The organism is Roseiflexus sp., from assembly GCF_057785375.1.
Genome location: NZ_JBYNRX010000043.1, coordinates 1 through 19,843, shown reverse-complemented (window position 1 = coordinate 19,843; position 19,843 = coordinate 1). Strand labels below are relative to the sequence as shown.

Sequence of the window (19,843 nt, the reverse complement as noted above, 5' to 3'; positions counted from 1 at the left end):
TCTAGCGACGGCGCAAAACATACGCCCATTCCAGCGCCAGAACCAGGAGCGCAGCCAGCGCCAACCAGGGCCACAGATCGAGCATTTGTCGTCCCGAAGCGCTGCCTGGATCATTTCCCGGCGCGCGCAGCGGCGGCGCACTCTGCGGGCGCAGGTTCGACTCGATTGCCGCTCCCGCATTGACCCCGATCACGCCAGCCAGGATTGTGGTGTTGTCGCGTTGTTCTTCCACCTGGTACAACCCCGGCTCAACCAGCGTATCGAGCGTGACAACTGATGCCGCCGGTGCGGTGATCTGCCGGTCGCCGGGACCGCGTAACCGCAGCGTGGTAGTGCGCGGGTCGGGATGGATGACCAGCGGCTCGCCGGCGCGCACCGCCTGGGGTAGCGGCGGCGGCGCAAGGTCGCGCACCGTGCGCGCGACCAGGATTGGAAATGCCAGGCGCGTCGTCAGGTTGCTGCTGGCAAGGTTGAACGTCCAGACGGCGATTTCGTGATCGTCGGTCCGTCCCCGCAGAATTAATGGCAGGTCGTCGGATGATAGTTGCACCTCCGCCCATGGCGGCGTCTCGACAATGCGGACAGCGCCGAACACAACGCCGCCGAACCCAAGCCCTTCCAGCGTCCTGCCTCGTTGTTGCAGCGGCTTGCCCGGTTCCGGTTCGCGCGTTTCCGGCATCACGTTCAACAGCGACGATCCTGATTTCGGATTGATCGCCAGAGTGGCGCCCTGGGGCCAGGCATCCGGCAGAAAACCATCGAAGATCGTCAGGTCCGCCGCCGCGCGTTCCGGCGCCGTCACGTAGGCGTCAGGCGTCGTCACAACGACCGTGACGCCGGGCATGACTTCGAGCGCGCGGCGCAGCGGTGCGGGTTCGTTCGACACCAACAGCGTCAGAATCGGACGACCCTGGGACACGCTCAGGTAGGCGGAGTCGTCCTGTGGCAATGCGTCGCGCCCGTCAATCTCTGCGCGCAACGCCTCAGTGACGCCAGACAGGGTCCAGCTGACCTCGGTTTCGCCGTTCGGCGCAATCGCAACCCGTTCTTCCGCCACGACCCGGTTGCCGGAAAAAACCCGGAGTGTTCCATTGAAGGGAGCGGCGTCGTAGTTGGCGACCCGCGCATAGACCTGAAGACGACCGCTCCATGGACGGCTGGCAAAGGCAATAATGGCGCGGTTCGGAACATTCGAGCCAATGCTCTCCCATTCGACCGGCACAAGCACATCGCGCGCGGGTTGCGGCGGCAATGCGCTATCGGTCAGAACGACGATCCGCCGGCTGAACTGCGGATCAAGCGCGGCTTCGGCCAGCGTCAGCGCCTCATTGATCGCCGTGCCGACGCCGCCGGGCTGAAGGCGTTCGAGCGCGGCGGTGATCAGAAACGGATCGTCGCCGGAGACCACGATCTGCGCCCGTGCTCCGGCAGTGATCAGCGTCATCCGGTCGCCGGGAGCGGCGGATGCCACGATTGCGCGGGCACGCTGGCGCGCCTGCTCGAAGCGGCTCGTGCCGCCGTCGATGGCAGCCATGCTCGTAGAGGTGTCGAGAATGATCGCGGTATGGCGGGCGTCGGGCGTAAGCGCCCCTGCGATCTGTGGTCCCCCCAGCGCGATGCCGAGCAGCGCAGCGACCAGGAGGTGAAGGAGCAACAGCAGCGTCAGCGGGAGGCGCCGACTGCGTTCGCCTTCGACCCGCTGCGGCAGATTCGCCCAGAGCAGCAAACTTGGCGTTGGCACACGCCGTCGCCGTTCGCGCAGGAAATGGAGCAGCACGATGATCGGCAGGGCAAGCAGCGCCAGTAATCCAAGCGGCAGCAAAAAACTCATAGGTTACGTCAGTATCTGGCGTGCCCGGAGATACGGGATTATCTGGCGCTCAAGCGGCCAGGCGCTGAGCACACGCGCATAGGTGGCGCCCCGTTTGCCGCATGCCGACTCGATGCTTCGCTGCCAGGCAGCCAGGTTGCGGCGATAGTGCGCCAGTGTTTCATCATCGACAACCAGCGGCAGGAGTTTGCCGGTTTCCATGTCTTCGAGTTCGATCGGACCGAGACGTTCAGGATTCAGCTCGCGCGGATCGAGCAGGTGGATCACCAGCACTTGCCAGGTTGGCGGCGCGTAGGCGCGCAACCCGTCTGCCAGACCTTCCGGCGCCAGCAGGTCGGAACAGAGCACCAGGAGGCCGCCGCGCGGGTGACGACGGGCGTACCCTTCGAGCACAGCGCCGAGGTTCGTTGCACTGCCGGGTTGCACCTGCTCGATAAAGCGCAGCATCTCAATCAGGCGCGACTTTCCATGCGCCGGACCGAACTCCCGTTGCACGGTTGCGTCGAACGGAGCAACATAGAGCCGGTCATTGTGCGCCAGCGCCAGGTACCCCAGCGTTCCGGCGAGCAACTGCGCCGCGCGCAGTTTCGGCGGGGCGCCCCACGTCATCGAGCGCGACACGTCGAACAGCAGGTGAATGTTGATATCCTGCTCAATCTCGCCAAGCTTGACGAAGAGCGCATCCTGGTGGGCATACACATTCCAATCGATATACCGATAATCGTCACCGGTGCTGTAGGGACGATGGTCACTAAAGATCGACGTCGGCAGCAGGCGGTGGCTGAGGTGCGCGCCGCCGGATGGTCGGCCGCGCAGCGTGCGTTGCGCCTGCAAGCTCAACCGTTCCAGGCGGCGAAGGAAGGCTTCATTGAACAACGGCGGCAGCGCCGCCTGCCGTTTAGGGCTGAAAATATTCCTGAACCACATCACGTTCATCAAGAGGAATACGCAGCGGGTCGGCGCCGATTGCGCCGCCGCTTCCCGGCCGTCCGCCAAATGCCGTTCCGGCGCTCCCCTGGAGCGTTGCGTTCGGATTATTCGTTGCGTCCGTGCTCTGCCCGCCGCCCTGCGCCTCCAGCAGCGCCGGTTGCCCTTCGACGCCGAGTCGCCCGGCAGGGGCGATCGGGCGCTGCTCGCCGGAAGGATTGTTGCCGGCGGCGCTTCCCGAAGCGCTTTGCTGGCTTGTCCCTTCCGCGCCCGGTTGACCGGACTCGCCGCCAGGAGCGCTTGCCTGCCCCTCATTGCCGGGTTCGTTCGCGGGCGACGTGCTGCTGGCGGCAGCAGAGTCGCCCATCTGATCGACAGCCTGCGCCAGTTCCTCGAGACCCTGGGCAGCGCTCTGCTGGCGCTCGAGGTCGCGCGCCGACTGGCGCACCTGCCCGGCGAGCGCCGGGTCGCGTCGTTCAATGTCACGCGCCGCTTCTTCCAACGCGCGACTGATTGCCCGACGCGCTTCTTCCGAGAGCGCGCCCGCTTGATCGGCAAGTTCGCGCAAGCGTTGCGCCGCAGCATCGGTATCGCCGCGGTCGAGCGCTTCCGCCACAGGACGGGTGGCGCCAACGTCGCGCAGCGCGTTTGCCAGCGCTTCGAGCGTCTGCATGTCTGCCGGGGATGGCGCCGATTGCTGCGGCGACGCCGATGCCGATTGCTGATTCCCGGCGCTATTCCCCGGTCGAAATGGGAGCGTCGCCTCGCCCCCTTCCAGCGGGATCACCTGGTCGCTGCCGGGCAGCGGAGCCATATCTTCGATTGGAAGCGGCGGAGGCGCGCCTTGCTGCGGCAGCATTGGCAGCGACGCCGCCGACGGGTTGAGCGACAGACTGCCAGTACCCGACATGAGCGCCAGTCCGCCTGCCACCAGCAGCAACGCCGCCAGCGTCACCAGATCAGTCCAGGGCGCCGCCTGGCGCTGGCGAATATACTGGTGTACCTGTTGCACGGTTGCGGTTGAACGGTCGAGCAGGCGCGCCGTCATCGCCGATGAACGCGGATCGATCTGCATCATCTCGACGGCGGTCGCCAGTTGCTCGTTGAGGTTGAAGCGCCGGTCGAGGCGGCGCGCAACCTCGGCGGGGCGCATCGGCGGGCGGAGGAGCGACAGCAGGGCGACGCCGACGATCGCCAGCGCCAGCGCTGTCAGTTCCGGCACGCCGATATTCCAGTTCCACAGCAGATTTGCCCCCATGCCAGCGCACCAGATGCCGAGCGCAATCGATGTGGACTGCAACATGGTGCGCAGAGCGCGCCGCGCCCAGCGTTCGGTCGCAAGACGTTGCAGGCGTTTCACAAGTGGATGCTGACGTTTCGGCATCACCATACCTCCGCTTCTCGAACGATCAGGCGTCGGCTGAAACCGATGGCAATGCCGCCCAACCCGACGATGAGCAGGACAATGCCGGCAAGACTCTGCACACGGTCGATCTCAGCGCGCAGAGTCAGCGCGCGTGCTGCGTTGTCCTGATTGCCGAGCGAGAGAAACTCCGACGCAGCCTGATCGGCGACGATGCGCGCATCGGCGAAGGTGCGCCAGTCGCTGGCGAGCGCGGTTGCCCGTTCGAGCAGCTCCGTGGCGCGCAACCCGCGGTCAGCGATGGTCGCATACGTGGTCAGTGTTTCGATGCGGTTCTGGTTATTGAGCGCAACATAGGCATCGAGCGCACGGCGCGCAAGGTTTGCCGCAGTCGCATAATCATTCGCCTCGAGCGCCGCGCGCGCCTGCCGCGCCAGGTCTTCGGCGTACAGACCGGTTTCACTCCGCGCCAGCAAGTCCTGCGCGCGCGCCAGAACGTCGTTCTGCTGCGTATTGCGCAACCAGGGGATCGCCAGTTCGAGTTCGCGTTTGGCTTCCGCATAGCGACCTTCGGCGACCAGCGTCTCGATGGGGGTCAGGTCATACTCCGTCAGCGCATTGTGTTGGTATCCGCCATCGATATAGGAAGGGAGCCATTCGCGCCACATGCGCTCGAGGTCCGTTGCGGGCACGCCATAGGTGCGTTCGAGCGCCGAACGATACCCGCTGCTGCGCGCGCTCGTCGTGATGAACTCGCGTAATTTGACGAACGAATACTGTTCGACGAGGAACGCGACAATCGAGAGGGTCTGCGGATACCCGATCTGCGGGCTGCCATAGATCTGATCGCGGTCATCGAGGGCGCTCCAGGGGAGGAGCGCATCGCGCTCCAACGCCTGCCGCAGCGCCGTCACCTTGCGCTCCAGGTCGGGCGAAGGGCGCTCGACATACTGCGCGATGCCTTCGTGGAAGCCGACGTTCAGCCGATTCGCGGAGAGGTCCGCCAGCACGATATGAGACAACTCGTGGCGAACGTTATTTTTGATCTCTTCGGGCGACTGCGAGGTCGTTTGATCGAGAATGACCACCACCTCATTGCGGCGAAAATCGGCATGCGCAATGATCCCCTGTACGGAAGCAGCCAGCGGGTTGGCGGCATCGTAGGCGCGGCGCGTCGGGTAGAGACGCAGCGTCACCGGCGTGGGCGCAGCATGGCTGAAAATCGACGTAATCTCATCATACACCTCGTCAACGAAAGTCGCATACTCCTCAGCCTGCGCCAGATCGCCATCGGCATACAGAATTGCGAACTTTTGCGTTCGGAGTTCGTACCACTGCGGCAGCGCCGTCTGCGCCTGAACCGACACCGGCGCCAGATATGCCGCAAGCGCCAGAAGAATGCCTATCGCCACCGCCAGACGCGCCAACACGCGCATGCGCCTCTCCTTTGCACGGGGAATTGTGAGCGAGTCAGCAGGGTTACGTAAAAAGTCTACCACAAGACAACGACTTTTGCCTGAGATGAAGGTGAGAAAAGTTGGCGAGAGGCAAGAGGGGAGAGGCGATGAAGGTTGCAGGTGGGAAGGTTGAAAGTGGACGGTTGCCGGCAGAGACGTTGCAACGCAATGGCTCGAACTATGGCGCGTGGCGCCCGACCCTTGAGGTCTTCGCCTGAGGCGCATTGTGGCCGATACCCATCGCCGCACTGCGATCCTCGCCTGCTCCAGAGACGTCGTTCGTCCTCAATGGTCTTGAGGGCGGGAACCTGCCCGACTTGCTCTTTGCTTGATGATTGAAGAGTTCATCCTCGTGCTTCGCGTATTCGTTGACAATTCGTCAACGAAATCGACTCCAAATCGTTAATTTTCTTGCACATTTGTGAAATATACTTGAAATGACTTCACTGCAAAAAGCAACCACGAAGGTCACAAAGGGACACAAAGGAAATGCGCTTCATGGTTCTTCACCTTTGTGCACTTCGTGTCCTTGGCGGGTAAGCCTTTTTGCAGTGGACTCTTGAAATACAATAGACGCGAGCATTTGCGGATGTCTTATGGCGACTGTGAAGTGACACCACATCACAGTCGGGAGGTGGTATGTACGAGCAGGCGCATTGCGCAGCGCTCGCGGCGCTGCGTTTCTGGGCGGCGATGGCGAATGGCGACGAGGGTGCAACCGCAACGCCGGACGCAGTGCGCGATGTGGCGCACCGCGCAGCGCTGCTGGTCTGTGGCGGCAATGCCCTGCCGCGTCTCGACCTGAACCGCCTGCTCACGACGGTGTTTGGCCGTCTACAGGGCGCGCCGACCGCGTACACGCGCCGCGCACCGCTGGCGTTGACCGACGAGACCCTCTTTCCATCGGCTGAGCCGCGCGTGGATGCGGCGGCGACCGACAGGCTGCGCGCGGCATTGCGGTCTGCCGACGAGCAGAGCGCGCGTCTGCCCCTCGCGCCGCGTGTTGAAGCCCTGCTCTTTGCGCTGCAGCGGTATGCCTGGTGTCTCCCCTCACCCCTCGACGGCGTGTCGCTGTACGATGTGGCGCGCACGCATGCGGCCGTCGCGGCGGCGCTCGCCGTCGATTCCGATCTGCTGCTCGTCGGCTGCGATATTTCCGGTGTGCAAGAATTCATCTACTCGGTCAGCGCCGCCGGCGCGACTCGTCAACTGCGGGGGCGCTCGTTCTATCTGCAACTCCTGACCGATGCATGCGCACACTACCTGCTGCACCAGGCGGGGATGCCGTTCTGCAATCTGTTGTATGCCGGGGGCGGGCGCTTCTATGTGCTGCTCTCTGCATCGTGCGAGCCGCATCTCGCTGCCTGGCGGCGCACCATCGGCAATCTGCTCCTCGATGCACACGGCGGCGCGCTCTACCTGGCGCTCGGCGGGGTGCGCTTCGCGCCGCAGGAGTACGACGACGCTACCTGGAAACGCCTGACTGAGCAGATTGACCATGCCAAGCGTCGCCGCTTCGCCGACCTCGATGATCAGGCGTTCGCCGGATTATTCGAGCCGGTGCAGCCGGAGCCGCCGCTTAATGCCGAAGCCCAGGACGCCGAATCGCTCGACGTGATGGCCGAGTCGCTCGAAGACCTTGGGCGGCGCCTGGCGCGCGTGAAACTGCTCTTGGTCGAGCCGGCGGAACCGCGCGCTGCGTCGTTCTGTCGTCGTGAGGCGCGCTGGCACGATGTGCTGCGCAGCCTGGGGTTGAGCGTCGTTCCGCTCGACGATCCGCGCGACTATCACGCCGATCCGTCCCAGCGGCGGCGGGTGCTGCTGATCGATGACAGCACCGACTCGCAGACCCTTGCCCTCGGTCCGCAGGATGTCGTCGGGACGCGCTACACGGTTGCGGTGGCGCAACTGGCGACGGCGCGCGATGTTGCGCAGTATCAGGCGCTGGAGCGTGACGCTGACGATGATCAGACGGTGCATCCGGGTGATGTCAAGCCGTTCAACCTGCTGGCGGAACAGAGCGTCGGCGTGCGGCGGATCGGCGTGCTGCGCATGGATGTGGACGACCTCGGCGAACTCTTTGGGCGACGGCTGGATCGCCCGGCGGGTCTGGCCGGTCTGGCGGTCACGGCGGCGCTGAGCGCGACATTGAGCCGCTACTTTGAGGGGTGGGTCGGCGAACTGTGCCGCCGCGCCAACGCGGATAATGGCGTCGGCGGGGTGTATGCCGTGTACAGCGGCGGCGATGATCTGTTCCTGGCGGGTTCATGGCATCGGATGCCGCACCTGGCGCAACGGATCTGCAACGATTTTGCGCGCTACGTGCTGGGGCGCGCGCCGCGCCCCGACGAAGCGCCGCCGATCACCCTGTCGGGCGGGATGACGCTGCACCTGGCGCGCTACCCGCTCTACCAGGCGGCTGACGATGCCGCCGAAGCGCTCGATGCGGCAAAACGCTACACGCGCCCCAACCGGCATGCCAAGGACGCCATCACCTTCCTGGGGCGCACCCTGGGCTGGGAATACTTCGGCGAAGCCGCAGACCTGTGCGCCGAACTGGTCAATCTGGTGCAGGAGCAAAGCGCGCCGCGCAGTCTGCTGATGGTCATTCAAACGCTCGACGCGCGCGCCCGTCAGGCACAGCGCCGCAATCGCAGCGGCGACCCGCAGTTCACCTACGGTCCATGGGTGTGGCAGGGCGCCTATCAGTTGACACGCGTCGCCGAACGGTCGCCGAACGGCGTCAAAGCGCAGATTGAGCGCCTGCGCGAGCGGATCGTCGGCGACGCCGGGGTGCGCCACCGTTTCATCGAGCGGGCGGGTCTCGCCGCTCGCTGGGCGCAATTGCTGGTGCGTGAACGCAGTAGTGTAAAGGAGGAACGATGAGCAATCCACAGAGTGGACGACGCACGGGCGATCAGCTGGCGCAGGAACTGGCGCCGCAGGAGACGCTTAAGCGGATCATTACCGAAGACACGACGGAGTCGATTCAGGCATTGACGGTAACTGCTGAGCAGATCGGCAGGCGTCTGGCGCGTGATGTCACCACGTCGCAGATCCGCAACATCTTCGGCACGGTGCGCGCAATTGAGCAGGACGTCAAAGCCATTGACGATGACAAACCGTTGCCGCTCGCCGTGCAGCGCGAATTGCAGATGCTGCGCCCCAAACTCGCCTATCAGTACGGGCGCGTCCAGGGGCGCGACGATGATCCGGGCAAGGCGGCAATGGGCGCTCTGACACAGATTCTGTCGGACTCTATCGGTCTCGTGGGAGCGGATACCCGTCGCTTCCGCAATTTCGTCGATTTCTTCGAGGCCATTCTTGCCTACCATCGTCGCTACGGCGGTCGCACCAATTGATGATGAAGGAGAGTCCTCATGGCGGAACGATTTGTCACCCTCCACGGGCGCATCTTTCTGCGCGCCGACATCGAATTGCTCACCGGCTTGCACATCGGCGGCGCGGCTGCCGGGCTGGAAATCGGCGGGCTGGATAAGCCGGTCATCCGCAATCCGCGCACGAATGAACCCTACATCCCTGGCTCCTCGCTCAAGGGCAAACTGCGCTCACTGATGGAGAAGGCGCACGGTGCGCCGCAAACGTTTCGAGTCAATGAAGGAGTGTTCGTCCACGCGCCCGAAAGCGCCGATGACTACCGACGCTACCGGATGATCAGCGGCGTGTTCGGCATGCTGCCGCGTTGGGGTCCAAACGGCAATCGGAGCGCCTTCGCCGTCCCTGCGCCGACGCGCCTGGCGGTGCGTGATGTGCCGTTGCGCGAGGAGTCGCGCAGGGAACTGGAGCGCCTGCGCACCGACCTGCCGTTCACCGAGATTAAGTAGGAAGCCGCCATCGACCGGGTCACGTCCGCTGCTGCGCCGCGTCAGATCGAGCGCGTGCCCGCCGGCGCGGTCTTCGGTCCGGCGGAACTGGTCTATAGCATGTATGTGGGGAAGGACGAACAACCCGCCGATGTCGTCGGTTTGTTCGATACGGTGATCGAGGCGCTGCTGCACCTGGAAGACGATTACCTCGGCGGCATGGGGTCGCGCGGCAACGGGCAGGTGCGCCTGAAGAACGTCAGCATTAGCGCGCGGCGCGTCCGCAACGGGCAGTATGGCGACGAAATGCAGTTCGATCGCCAGCCGGCGTTGCTGAAAGAACTCGACCGCGCGGCGCTGAAGACGTGGCTGGCGCAGATTGTTGCATAGCGGGGCGCTTCTATGAACGATCTTACGGTCTATTATCTGACGCCGCCGCCGGACCGCCGGACGCTCGGTTGCCACTTTGGGCGTCAGGGGATCGGTCTGGAGGAAACGGGTGAGACGTTTCCATCGGACTCGTTCTTTGCGGTGTTGGTGGCGCAGGCGGCGACGCTCGATGACGCCGATCTCGGTGCGGACGGCGTTCCGGCGCTGGCGCGCGCCTTCTGCACCGGCGAACCGCCGCTGCGTCACAGTTCGCTCTTCCCGCGCCTCGGCGACCTGCCGCTGTTGCCGCGCCCGGCGCTGCCCCTGAACGTGGCGGACGACGCGCTGCGCGCGCGGATCGGCAAAGGGTTCAAGCGCCTGAAATACCTGTCGCCGGCGCTGTTCGCCGCCGTGTGCGCCGGTCGCCCGATCACCGGCGCGCCACTCATGCTGCAAGGCGGGAAGGTCTGGATAACCGAAGCGGAAGCCGGGGCGCTGACCGTCGATCTCTGGCGACGCCAGGCGAACGAGAGCGACGAGGCGTGGAAGCGGCGGCTGGAAACGACGCCAATCTGGTCGATTGTCAGCGAGCCGCATGTGACCGTCGACCGGGTCAGTTGCGCGTCGGCGTACTACGAAGTCGGGCGGGTGACCTTTGCACCGGGTGCAGGTCTGGTGTTGCTGGTGCGCTTTGTTGATCCGGCGTGGCGCCCGCGCTTCGAGCGTCTGCTCGACCTGCTCGCGCACAGCGGGCTTGGCGGTCGGCGCACCGGCGGCAGCGGCGCATTCGCCTGGCAGCCGGGGAAGGCGCTGGATGCCTTGCCCGACGCAGCGGGAACCCGCGCTGTGCTCCTCTCGCGCTACCTTCCGGCGAAGGACGAAATCGCTGCGCTGCGCAGTACTGAAGCGGCATATCATCTGGTCACCGTCGGCGGATGGTTGTTCAGCCCGGGGCAGATACCGCAGCGCCGCCAGCGGGTGCGCATGGTCGCCGAGGGGTCGGTGCTCGATGGGCGCACCGTTGCCCCGCGTGGTCTGGTGCTCGATGTGCGCCCGGATTATCGCAAAAGCGCGCGTGCGCACCCTGTGCTCGGCGGAGGGGTCGGCACGCCACACCCGGTCTATCGCAGCGGGCTGGCGCTGACCACACCGATCCCCGACTGGAAGGAGGCATCCTGATGGCGTTGGTGCGCAACCAGGTCGTTTCCCTGACCATCACGACGCTTACGCCGATCCACATCGGCACAGGCGACCGGCTGGCGGCGAACCTGGATTACTATGTGGATGGCGACGCCACCCTGGTGGTCAATACCGACGTGGCGCTCGATCTGGTCGTTGATGTCTGGCAGCAGCGCCGCGTGCCGTATGAGGAGCAACTGCGGCGCTTCAACGCAGAACTGGCGCAGGAAGAAGAACGCATCCGCCAGGCGGACGAGCGCCTGCGTCGTCAGATTGAGCAGTTCGAGGAGAGACCGCCCCGGCGCGAGGACGAGTATGAACGCCAGAAGAACCGTTTTCGTGAGGAGGCGCGGCGTCTGAAGGAACGCAAGCAGCGCCTGGCGGAGCGACGCGCCAATCCGCCGCAACCGGACGACGCCGGCGATCTGTTGCCGCCGGAGTTGATCTCCGGCAGCACGCTTGATCAACTGGTCGAAGGCGGGCTGCTGCCGCTCGACCGACTGCGCGAACGCGCAACATGCAACGGACGCCCGCTCGTGCGCTACGCGCTGAACGGGCGTCCGGCGTCCGGCGAGGTCTATGAGCAGATCAAAGATGTCGCCGACCGCCTCTACCTGCCGGGGTCGTCGCTCAAAGGCGCGATCCGCAGCGCACTGGCGTGGGACGTGGCGCACAGCCCGGCGGTCGCGGCGCTTGAGAAGGCAGTGACAGGGGGTCCGAAAAACGCTGACGACGCCATCGAACAGGAGGCGTTTCTCGGCGCGCCGCGACTGCAACGTCGTATCAACAACACCGTGCGCGACGTGCTGCGCGCGCTCCGCATCAGCGACAGCGCGCCGCTCGCTGTGACGCCCGACCTGCTGGCGGTGCGCATCTACCGCAGCCGCTCGGCGCAGGGATTGATCGCGCTCGAAGCCGTTCCCGCCGGCGTCGAGTTTCGCGCAACGCTTCAGATCGAACGGTACCCGTTCGAGAGCCAGGCGGCGCGTTCCATTCTCGACTTCGGCGATTGGCAGCGCCGGTTGCAGCCGGATGAACTTGCGGCAGCGTGCCGGCGGCGCGCCGCGCGCCTGATCGACGGCGAACGGGAGTACTTCACCCGCCAGACCGACGCCGTCGAACTGACCCGCTTCTATGCCGACCTGCGCGCGCGCCTGGAGCAGATGGACGCGCATACGTTTCTGCTGCCGATCGGCTGGGGCGCCGGCTGGCGCTCCAAGACCCTCGACGACCGGCTGCGCCAGGGGACGGAGCGCGAACACGTATTTGTGCAGGTAGTTCAGCGCCATAGTCTCAAAAGGCGCAAATCCGCCGGTTTCCGCCCCGGCGACGACTTCCCGGAGACGCGCAAAGTCATTATGCGCGGCGCATTACCCTGGCGACCGCTGGGGTGGGTCGAGGCGCGGATTGGTTGAAGGTTGGAGCTTGGTATGCACACCCTGGTTCTGGCGAACATCGGCAACAGCGACCTGATCGTTGACGGCAAGCGATTGCTGCGTCCGCGTTCCGAAGGCGAGGCGGTATGGAACAAGTTCGAGCGGCATGTGTTCGAGGCGCCGATCATCGAACCATGCATCCGCTGGATCGCCGGGCGCCGACCGATCGACCGGCTGATCCTGTTCTATACCGACCAGCCGGATATGCCGGAGACGCGGAAGCCGGATCGGTTCGGCGTGTCGTTGCGCGACAAAGATACGCTCTGGTACGCGCAGATCATCGCGCGCCTGCTGCAAGAGCGCTTCGGTGAGCAGATCAAACGGATTGAATGTCAGAGCATTAAGCGCACCGATGGGCGCGTGATCAACCCCAGCATGTACGATGAAGCCTTCGACGCCTATGCCGGTCTGGTCGCGCCGCTGGCGGACGCGCAGACAACATGCTACGTCCTGATGGCGGGCGGCATCCCGGCGTGCAACACGGCGCTGCAACTGAACGCCATCAGCGCCTTCGGCGACCGCTGTCACGTCGTGTACCAACCGGAAGGCGGACAGCCCTACGAGTTGCGCGTCGGCGATCAGGTGCTGAACATCTTCCGCCGCGCTACCGCTATCGAAGCCCTCGAACGCCTCGACTTCGCCACTGCTATGGCGATTGTGCGCCGGTTCAACGATGCGGCGTTGCAGGCGCTCGTGGAACATGCCCACTATCGTGAATGCTTCGACTTCGAGCACGCGCGGACAGTTCTGGCGGACGGCATTCGCCAGGCAAGCGGCGACCTGCGCACCTTCCTCGCCGACCTCGAACGCGACCTCGACCCGCTCATGCAGCGTTCCGACATAGGCGCATTACTGCACGAACTCGTCGCCAATGCGGACATCACCTTCCGCAACGGGCGCTACGCCGATTTTCTCGGGCGCATGTTCCGCTTCCAGGAAGCCGCGCTGCGCTTTATCGTCGAAACGAAACTCGGTTTGCCGACCGATATGAGCAAAGAGCGCAGAGAGGTCAACCTGCCGGAGTATCGGCGTCGCATCGAGGACGACCCTGGTTTGAAAGCCTGGCTCGACGCGCGCGCGATTGACGGAACGCCGCTGCGCTACGACATCCCCAATATCCCGGCGATGCAGGCGATGCTCGACTATCTCATCGATCCTGCGAGCGTAAAGCCCGATGGTGCGCCGTATCTGCCAAAGGACGAGCGCGGACGTCTCACCGGCGTCAAGAAGCGATTGGACAGAATCAACGTTCTTGCGCAATTGCGCAACCAGAGTGTGATCGCGCACGGGTTCGCGGGCGTTTCGCGCGAGCGATTGGAGGAAGCGTGCGGCGGCGATCCGGCGATGTTGATTGACGACCTGCGCGAGATTGTGGGACTGCTGGGTTTGACGGCGCATAAGTCGCCATTCGAGCGGATTGCTCGCGTTGCCATCGAGCAGTTGCGACATCTGACATGAGGCGTATGCAGAAACTGTTGTTCTGTAACATCGGCAGCAGCGATCTTGATCGCGCTGCGCTGCCGGAACTCAGCCGGTTGAGCGAACGCGAGCGGGCGCACCGGATTCTGGCGCAGTGGGATGCCTTCGCGCCACGCCTGCGCCTGCCGATCATCAGCAAGGCGCTGCGCTATGTGCTGAACCAGCCCGGCGCCCTGGCGCGCCTGACGCTGATTGCGTCCGATCAGGGCGACGCGCCGCCGTCCGATCCCTACCAGGCGGAGTTGTGGGGGAAAGACACCCTCGGCACAGCGCGAGTCATTGCGCGCGCGCTGGCGATGGGGTGCGACGGCCTGCCCGCCATCCCCGCCGATCGGATCGATCTCTGGACGATTGCCGACCGCGACGGACGCAACCGCGACCCTTCGGACTATGATGGAGTGCGGCGTTTTTTCGAGCGGCGTTTGCCAGAAGCGGCGCACGCCATTCCCGACGCAACCGCGTACCTGGAAGTCACCGGCGGCACGCCGGCCATGACCACCGGATTGCTGGTGGCGGGCAGCGAAATCTGGGGTGGACGCGCGATTGCGCTCTATGTTCACCCACGTTACGCCCTGCCGCAGACGCTCAACACTGCCACACGTCTGCTGGCGGCGCCGCTGCGCGCGGCGCTGCGCGCCAATGCCGCCACCTTCGACTATGATGCCGCATTGCGCCTGCTGCGCGGTCACCGTAGCGTCATCGCCGACCGCCTGATCCCCGGCGCCGACAGCGTCCTTGAAGCAGTGCTCGACCATGCGCGCTGTCGGTTTAACCTCGATCTGCCGGGAGCGCGGCGGGCGCTCGAAGGCGGCGTCGACCGCCTCGGCGACGGGCGCTGGCGCGCCGATCTGCTGAGCCTCTATGAGGCCGCAGCGGCTCCCGACCGGCGCATGCGTCTGGAAGAAGTATATCATGGTGCAAAAGCGCGCTATGATGTCGGCGCATGGAGCGACTTTCTGGCGCACGCGGTGCGCTTTCAGGAGAACGCCTGGCGCCTCCTCTGCCTAGAGCGCGGTGCGCAGTTCATCGACCGCCACGGGCAGCCGAACGACGATGGAGCGAGGGTCTCGCGCGCCTGGGAGCATGCGGTCGGCTTCCGGTTTCGTTCCGACTCGCCCGACGACACCGGCGACCCGATGAGCAGTCGGGTGCGTCTGCGCGCTATTGCGCGTCATCTGGCGCAACGTCGCGGCGAGAACCTCCGGCGGCAGGTCGAGGCGCTCGACCGGCTCAAGGTTCTGGCAGACCTGCGTAACGAAACGATCCATACCCTGGAAGGAGTATCCCGGCGCGATCTCGCCGTCGCCTTCGGCGGACCCGGCAGCGACGAAGCCATTGCCGATCAGATCGTGCCGCACATGGCAGACGTTTACACCCTCGTCGTCGGACGACCGCCAGGCGCGTCGCCCTACACGACGATCAATACGCTGATCGACACGCTGTTGCGCGAGGTGGAACAGCCGTAGCGCGGGCGAAACGACGCCCTGTTGCAGCACCTTAACAACCGCATAAAACCTGACCTTTGTTCCGTCATCCCCCGTCCTCCTGCTCCCACGCGGAGAGCAGGGGGTGTTTTCCTCCCTCTTCCCCCTGCCCCCTTCTCCCTGTGTGGGAGAAGGGGGGCGGGGTGCGGCGACACGGCGGTCGTGCTTCTATGCAGGTCGGAATTCATTCCGCCGACACTCTGCGCAGGCGAGGATGCGGCGACACGGCGGTCGTGCTTCTATGAGCCTATCCGAAAAACCCTGCGGGGTAGAAGGCAGTGCCTTCGCCTACCCCATAATACCTCGCCGCCGGGTTTTCGGATAGGCTCTATGTAGGTCCGAATGAATTCGGACCTACATAGGGCGAGGATGCGGCGCTCGTGCATCCTCCGCTCTCTCACGAGGGGAGAAGTAGATGTCAGGGGCGGCGCTTGTCTGGACGACATGTGGTGAAGCCATACAAATCCCCGTCGGGGGCTTGAAAGTACACATCCATGCCTGTATCGCTCGTTTTCACCATCCGACCGCTTGCGGCGGCGCAAACGTCGGCGTCGCTCGGGCGCGCGGCGCACGCCGCCGTCCTGCGCCTGATCAACGACGCCGATCCGGCGCTTGCCGCGCAGATCCACGACGACGACGGACCCAAACCGCTGACCGTCTCGAATGTCATTGGTCTCGAGGCGCGCAACCACACGGCGCACGTTCATCCTGATCGTCAGTACCGTCTCAGAGTCACGCTGCTGACCCCGGCGCTCGAAGCGATCGCTGCCGCCTGGCGCGCCGACGCGCTCGCGCCGCTCGATCTCGATGGCCCGCTCTGGCGCGTCGAACGGAGCGCCATCGATCCCGCCGACGATGCCTGGGCGGGAAGGTCCACCTACGAGAATCTGGCAACCGTTGTGATTAACCGCAGCGCCGCGCCATCGCGTTGGACGTTCGAGTTCGCCACGCCGGTCACGTTCCGGCAGCGCGGTCTCAACCAACCGCTGCCGCTGCCGGCGCTGACCTTCGGTAGCCTGCTTGAGCGGTGGAACGCTTTTGCGCCGATTGCTTTTCCCGATGAAGTGCGTCGTTTCGCCGAAGAGTGCATTGCCGTCAGCCGCTTCGACCTGCGCTCGCGATCCGAGCCGACGAAAGGCGGCGTTCCGCAGATCGGCGCCGTGGGGCGCGTGACGTATGCCGCCGTCAACCGCGACCGTTACTGGCTGGCATGCATTGACGCGCTGGCGCGCTTCGCACTGTTCGGCGGCATCGGCGCCAGCACAACCCGCGGCTACGGCCAGGCGCGTCTGCTGAGCGACGGTGACCGCTGACGTTAGCGTGGGGCGTCCCCCCTTTCAAGGATCGATTGTTCCGGCAACCCTTTGCGTTGCATCGCTTGCTTCGGAGCATTGCGATGCGAGCACGAACGCCGCGCCGCCGCATCCCGCCCTACGGAGGTCCGAATGTATTCGGACCGGCATAGCGGGAAGAAGCATGGCCGCCGCGCCGCCGCATCCCGCCCCCTTCGCCTCGTGTGGCAGCAGGGGCCATGCGCAGCGCGGAATGTATTCCGCTTACGAAACAGGGGGCGGGGGGAACGAAGCACTCCAAAAAACCTGCATCCAAGGGAGCACAGCCATGGCAACCCTCTACGTGACAGAACAGGGCAGCGAGATCGGCTGCGACGGCGAGCGACTGGTCGTTCGTCGCGGCGATGCCGTGATCGCCGGCGTACCCCTGATCAAGATTGAAGATATTGTCATCATCGGCAATGTCGGTTTGAGCACACCGGCGATCAAGCGCATGCTCGACAACGGCATCAACGTCACCTTTCTCACCGTGCATGGGCGCTACCATGGACGGCTGGTCGGCAGCGTCAGCGCGCACGCTGCACTGCGCGCGGCGCAATACCGGCGCGCCGAGGGCCGCAACTGGTCGCTGCGCCTGGCGCAACGGTTCGTCGAGGGCAAACTGCGCAACTGTCGCGCAGTCCTGCGCCGTTTCGCGCGCAACCGCGCCGACGCGCCGCCAGAAACCGAACAGGCTGCCGACGACCTCGACCGTTTCATCGAACGTGTGCCGCGCACCACCAACCTGAACGCGCTGATGGGTGTCGAAGGGAGCGCTACCGCGCGGTACTTTGCCGGCGTCCGCGCCCTGATCGGACCCGAATGGCGCTTTGAGGCGCGCATCCGCCGTCCGCCGCCTGATCGGGTGAACGCCTTACTCTCGTTCGGCTACACACTGCTGGTGCACAAAATGCTCGGCGCCGTCGAAGCGACCGGGTTTGACCCATATCTCGGCTATCTCCACCAGGTCGACTATGGGCGTCCATCGCTGGCGCTCGACCTGATCGAAGAGTTTCGCCCAATTCTGGTCGACTCACTGGTGATCCGTTGTTGCAACGACGGGCGCATCGCCTTCGATGACTTCAGCGAAACGCCGGACGGCGACTATCCGGTACTCCTGAGCGACGAAGGCAAGCGGCGGTTTGTCGCCGCATTCGAGGAGCGCATGCGCACTGAGGCGACCCATCCCGACGGCGCCGACGGACGACCGGGGAAAGTCAGTTACCTGCGCTGCCTGGCGCTTCAGGCGCGGCAACTGGCACGCGCCGTGCAGGGGGGAGCGGAGTACGAACCATTCGCGGTGCGGTAAAGGAGCATGCATGCTATACGTCATCGCCTACGACATTCCCGACGACGCGCGGCGGCTGAAACTGGCGAAGGTCCTCGAAGGGTTCGGGCAGCGCGTCCAGCGCAGCGTTTTCGAGTGCGACCTGACCGAGCGCGAATACCGCGCACTAACAAAGAAAGTCGCGCGCGTCATCGACCTGGACGAAGGCGACAGCGTGCGTATCTACCGGCTGTGCAGCGCGTGCGCCGCGAGCGTTGAGGTCAAAGGCGAAGGACCGCAGGTTGAGAAGAGTGTTGACATCTACATCGTCTAAGCCGGCGGGCGCGTGTAGCAAGGGCGGCAGACCGCCGGCGCAGTCGCGCGACGCGCGCGAATGCCGCGCTACCGCATCAGGACGCCGCAGCGAAAGGTTTATTTCGCAGTTGACGGCAAAAACGCTTTACACGTTCCGCCCAATGTCGGGCGACCGCGCGAACCGCCTTGTGCGCCGCGTCCTCATGCGGTACAATGACGATGGGGTGAGAAAAACCCAAATCCCCGCCAGGGGATTGAAACCGGGTGGTTGTCGTTTGGATCGCGGGGCTGTTATGTGGGTGAGAAAAACCCAAATCCCCGCCAGGGGATTGAAACCGTTTTGGTCTGGAGGGTCCATGATTGCTACCGCTCGTTATGGCGTGAGAAAAACCCAAATCCCCGCCAGGGGATTGAAACGCCGACTTGACGCACAACAGCGCCGGAATACGACTGTTCAAAGTGAGAAAAACCCAAATCCCCGCCAGGGGATTGAAACATAAGCTGTCGTTGCCAATTTGGGTTCCTCCTTGTGTTTGGTGTGAGAAAAACCCAAATCCCCGCCAGGGGATTGAAACTCCGCCACCAGCGCTCCCCTACCCCTACCTCGCTTGCTCTGTGAGAAAAACCCAAATCCCCGCCAGGGGATTGAAACATACGCACACGCGTAGACGCCTTACTTCCTGTTTCGTCTTCAAAGTGAGAAAAACCCAAATCCCCGCCAGGGGATTGAAACCGAGTCGGAAGACGGTTCTTCGTTGTCCGTGAGTATGGTGAGAAAAACCCAAATCCCCGCCAGGGGATTGAAACCCAAAGCCGCCGACCACGGTGACCTGGCGTCGCCGTGGTCGGCGTGAGAAAAACCCAAATCCCCGCCAGGGGATTGAAACTCAGCGACGACGCGAAAAAACTCGTCGTCGTGCTGCTGCACAAGCGCCGTGAGAAAAACCCAAATCCCCGCCAGGGGATTGAAACTCGTCACGAAACGTGTACGTTACCGTGTATACCGGTTGCGGTGTGAGAAAAACCCAAATCCCCGCCAGGGGATTGAAACCTTCAGGAAAAGGCGAAAGGTCAGAGGGGGAGAAAAACCCCAAATTTCCAGGGGATTGAAAGTCATCCGACAGATACGGCAGAATACGTGATACGCGACGGCGGGGAGAAAAACCCAAATTTCCGGGGGATTGAAAGTCTTGCTTTCGCCTCTCGCGCCTGTCGCCTATCGCCTATTGCCTGTCGCGTGAGAAAAACGTTCAGGAAGGCAACAGGCGAAAGGTCAGAGGGGGAGAAAAACCCAAATTTCCAGGGGATTGAAATGTGGTGGCGCCAGCGCCGGTGGTTTATTCAACAAGGAGAAAAACCCGAATCCCTGCCAGGGTGCTGAAACGAATGGATTCGGCAGAGGCGAATAATCATTTGTCCCTGCCTCCCCCTGCTTGCGGGGGCGTCGGGGCAAAGGAGGGCGGGGGGCAAAGGGGGGCGGGGGCGGCGCGCGCCTGTCTCCGTGCGCGCACCTCGGCATCGGGGCAAAGGAGGGCGGAGGGCAAAGGGGCGCAGGGGCGGCGGGCGCCTGTCTCAGAGCGC

15 protein-coding genes and 1 CRISPR repeat array are annotated in these 19,843 nt (G+C 64.3%); of the genes, 11 read left to right on the top strand and 4 right to left on the bottom strand.

All coding sequences use genetic code 11. The features are described 5' to 3' along the window. Position 1: 1 nt before the first annotated feature. Genes AC3EA7_RS08105 through AC3EA7_RS08090 form a run of 4 tightly spaced genes read right to left on the bottom strand, consistent with a single transcriptional unit; the run spans position 2 to position 5,557 of the window. The gene (locus tag AC3EA7_RS08105) at positions 2–1,831 is read right to left on the bottom strand and encodes a vWA domain-containing protein (RefSeq protein ID WP_488613536.1); all 1,830 of its coding nucleotides are present in this window, start codon (positions 1,829–1,831) and stop codon (positions 2–4) included. 3 nt (positions 1,832–1,834) lie between these two features. After that, positions 1,835–2,758, bottom strand: a complete 924-nt coding sequence (locus tag AC3EA7_RS08100; protein ID WP_488613535.1) for a DUF58 domain-containing protein — start codon at positions 2,756–2,758, stop codon at positions 1,835–1,837. Beyond that, positions 2,730–4,148: a hypothetical protein gene (locus tag AC3EA7_RS08095; RefSeq protein WP_488613534.1), complete on the bottom strand. Its 1,419-nt coding sequence runs from the start codon at positions 4,146–4,148 to the stop codon at positions 2,730–2,732. Before AC3EA7_RS08095 ends, AC3EA7_RS08100 begins: the two co-directional genes overlap by 29 nt. Beyond that, entirely contained in the window at positions 4,142–5,557 is a 1,416-nt protein-coding gene (locus tag AC3EA7_RS08090; protein WP_488613533.1) for a peptidase MA family metallohydrolase, read from the bottom strand. The genes AC3EA7_RS08095 and AC3EA7_RS08090 overlap by 7 nt, the downstream gene beginning before the upstream one ends. Positions 5,558–6,217: 660 nt before the next feature. On the opposite strand from AC3EA7_RS08090, the gene cas10 reads away from it, so the two are divergent. The 11 genes from cas10 to cas2 all read left to right on the top strand — a co-directional run bounded on the left by cas10 (position 6,218) and on the right by cas2 (position 18,281). After that, positions 6,218–8,464 carry a type III-A CRISPR-associated protein Cas10/Csm1 gene (gene cas10, locus AC3EA7_RS08085; RefSeq protein WP_488613532.1) on the top strand — a complete coding sequence of 749 codons (2,247 nt, stop codon included), beginning with the start codon at positions 6,218–6,220 and terminating at the stop codon, positions 8,462–8,464. Next, positions 8,461–8,940: a type III-A CRISPR-associated protein Csm2 gene (csm2, locus tag AC3EA7_RS08080; protein ID WP_488613531.1), complete on the top strand. Its 480-nt coding sequence runs from the start codon at positions 8,461–8,463 to the stop codon at positions 8,938–8,940. Before cas10 ends, csm2 begins: the two co-directional genes overlap by 4 nt. A gap of 18 nt (positions 8,941–8,958) precedes the next feature. Then, the gene (gene csm3 / locus AC3EA7_RS08075) at positions 8,959–9,423 is read left to right on the top strand and encodes a type III-A CRISPR-associated RAMP protein Csm3 (RefSeq protein WP_488613530.1); all 465 of its coding nucleotides are present in this window, start codon (positions 8,959–8,961) and stop codon (positions 9,421–9,423) included. Positions 9,424–9,477: 54 nt separating this feature from the next. Next, positions 9,478–9,792: a hypothetical protein gene (locus AC3EA7_RS08070; protein WP_488613529.1), complete on the top strand. Its 315-nt coding sequence runs from the start codon at positions 9,478–9,480 to the stop codon at positions 9,790–9,792. Positions 9,793–9,804: 12 nt separating this feature from the next. Next, positions 9,805–10,950 carry a type III-A CRISPR-associated RAMP protein Csm4 gene (csm4, locus tag AC3EA7_RS08065; RefSeq protein ID WP_488613528.1) on the top strand — a complete coding sequence of 382 codons (1,146 nt, stop codon included), beginning with the start codon at positions 9,805–9,807 and terminating at the stop codon, positions 10,948–10,950. Then, entirely contained in the window at positions 10,950–12,365 is a 1,416-nt protein-coding gene (gene csm5, locus AC3EA7_RS08060; protein WP_488613527.1) for a type III-A CRISPR-associated RAMP protein Csm5, read from the top strand. The genes csm4 and csm5 overlap by 1 nt, the downstream gene beginning before the upstream one ends. Before the next feature lie 15 nt (positions 12,366–12,380). Beyond that, positions 12,381–13,844, top strand: a complete 1,464-nt coding sequence (locus AC3EA7_RS08055; protein ID WP_488613526.1) for a hypothetical protein — start codon at positions 12,381–12,383, stop codon at positions 13,842–13,844. A 5-nt stretch (positions 13,845–13,849) separates the two neighbouring features. Next, entirely contained in the window at positions 13,850–15,331 is a 1,482-nt protein-coding gene (locus tag AC3EA7_RS08050; protein ID WP_488613525.1) for a hypothetical protein, read from the top strand. Positions 15,332–15,843: 512 nt separating this feature from the next. Next, complete coding sequence (cas6, locus tag AC3EA7_RS08045; RefSeq protein WP_488613524.1) at positions 15,844–16,662, top strand: CRISPR system precrRNA processing endoribonuclease RAMP protein Cas6; 819 nt, start codon at positions 15,844–15,846, stop codon at positions 16,660–16,662. A 307-nt stretch (positions 16,663–16,969) separates the two neighbouring features. Next, positions 16,970–17,989, top strand: a complete 1,020-nt coding sequence (gene cas1 / locus AC3EA7_RS08040) for a CRISPR-associated endonuclease Cas1 (RefSeq protein WP_488613523.1) — start codon at positions 16,970–16,972, stop codon at positions 17,987–17,989. A 10-nt stretch (positions 17,990–17,999) separates the two neighbouring features. Beyond that, a complete protein-coding gene (cas2, locus tag AC3EA7_RS08035; RefSeq protein ID WP_488613522.1) occupies positions 18,000–18,281 on the top strand; it encodes a CRISPR-associated endonuclease Cas2 in 282 nt (93 codons plus the stop codon). 205 nt (positions 18,282–18,486) lie between these two features. Then, a CRISPR array of direct repeats spans positions 18,487–19,313; the repeat unit is 37 nt; unit sequence GTGAGAAAAACCCAAATCCCCGCCAGGGGATTGAAAC. Positions 19,314–19,843 lie beyond the last annotated feature (530 nt).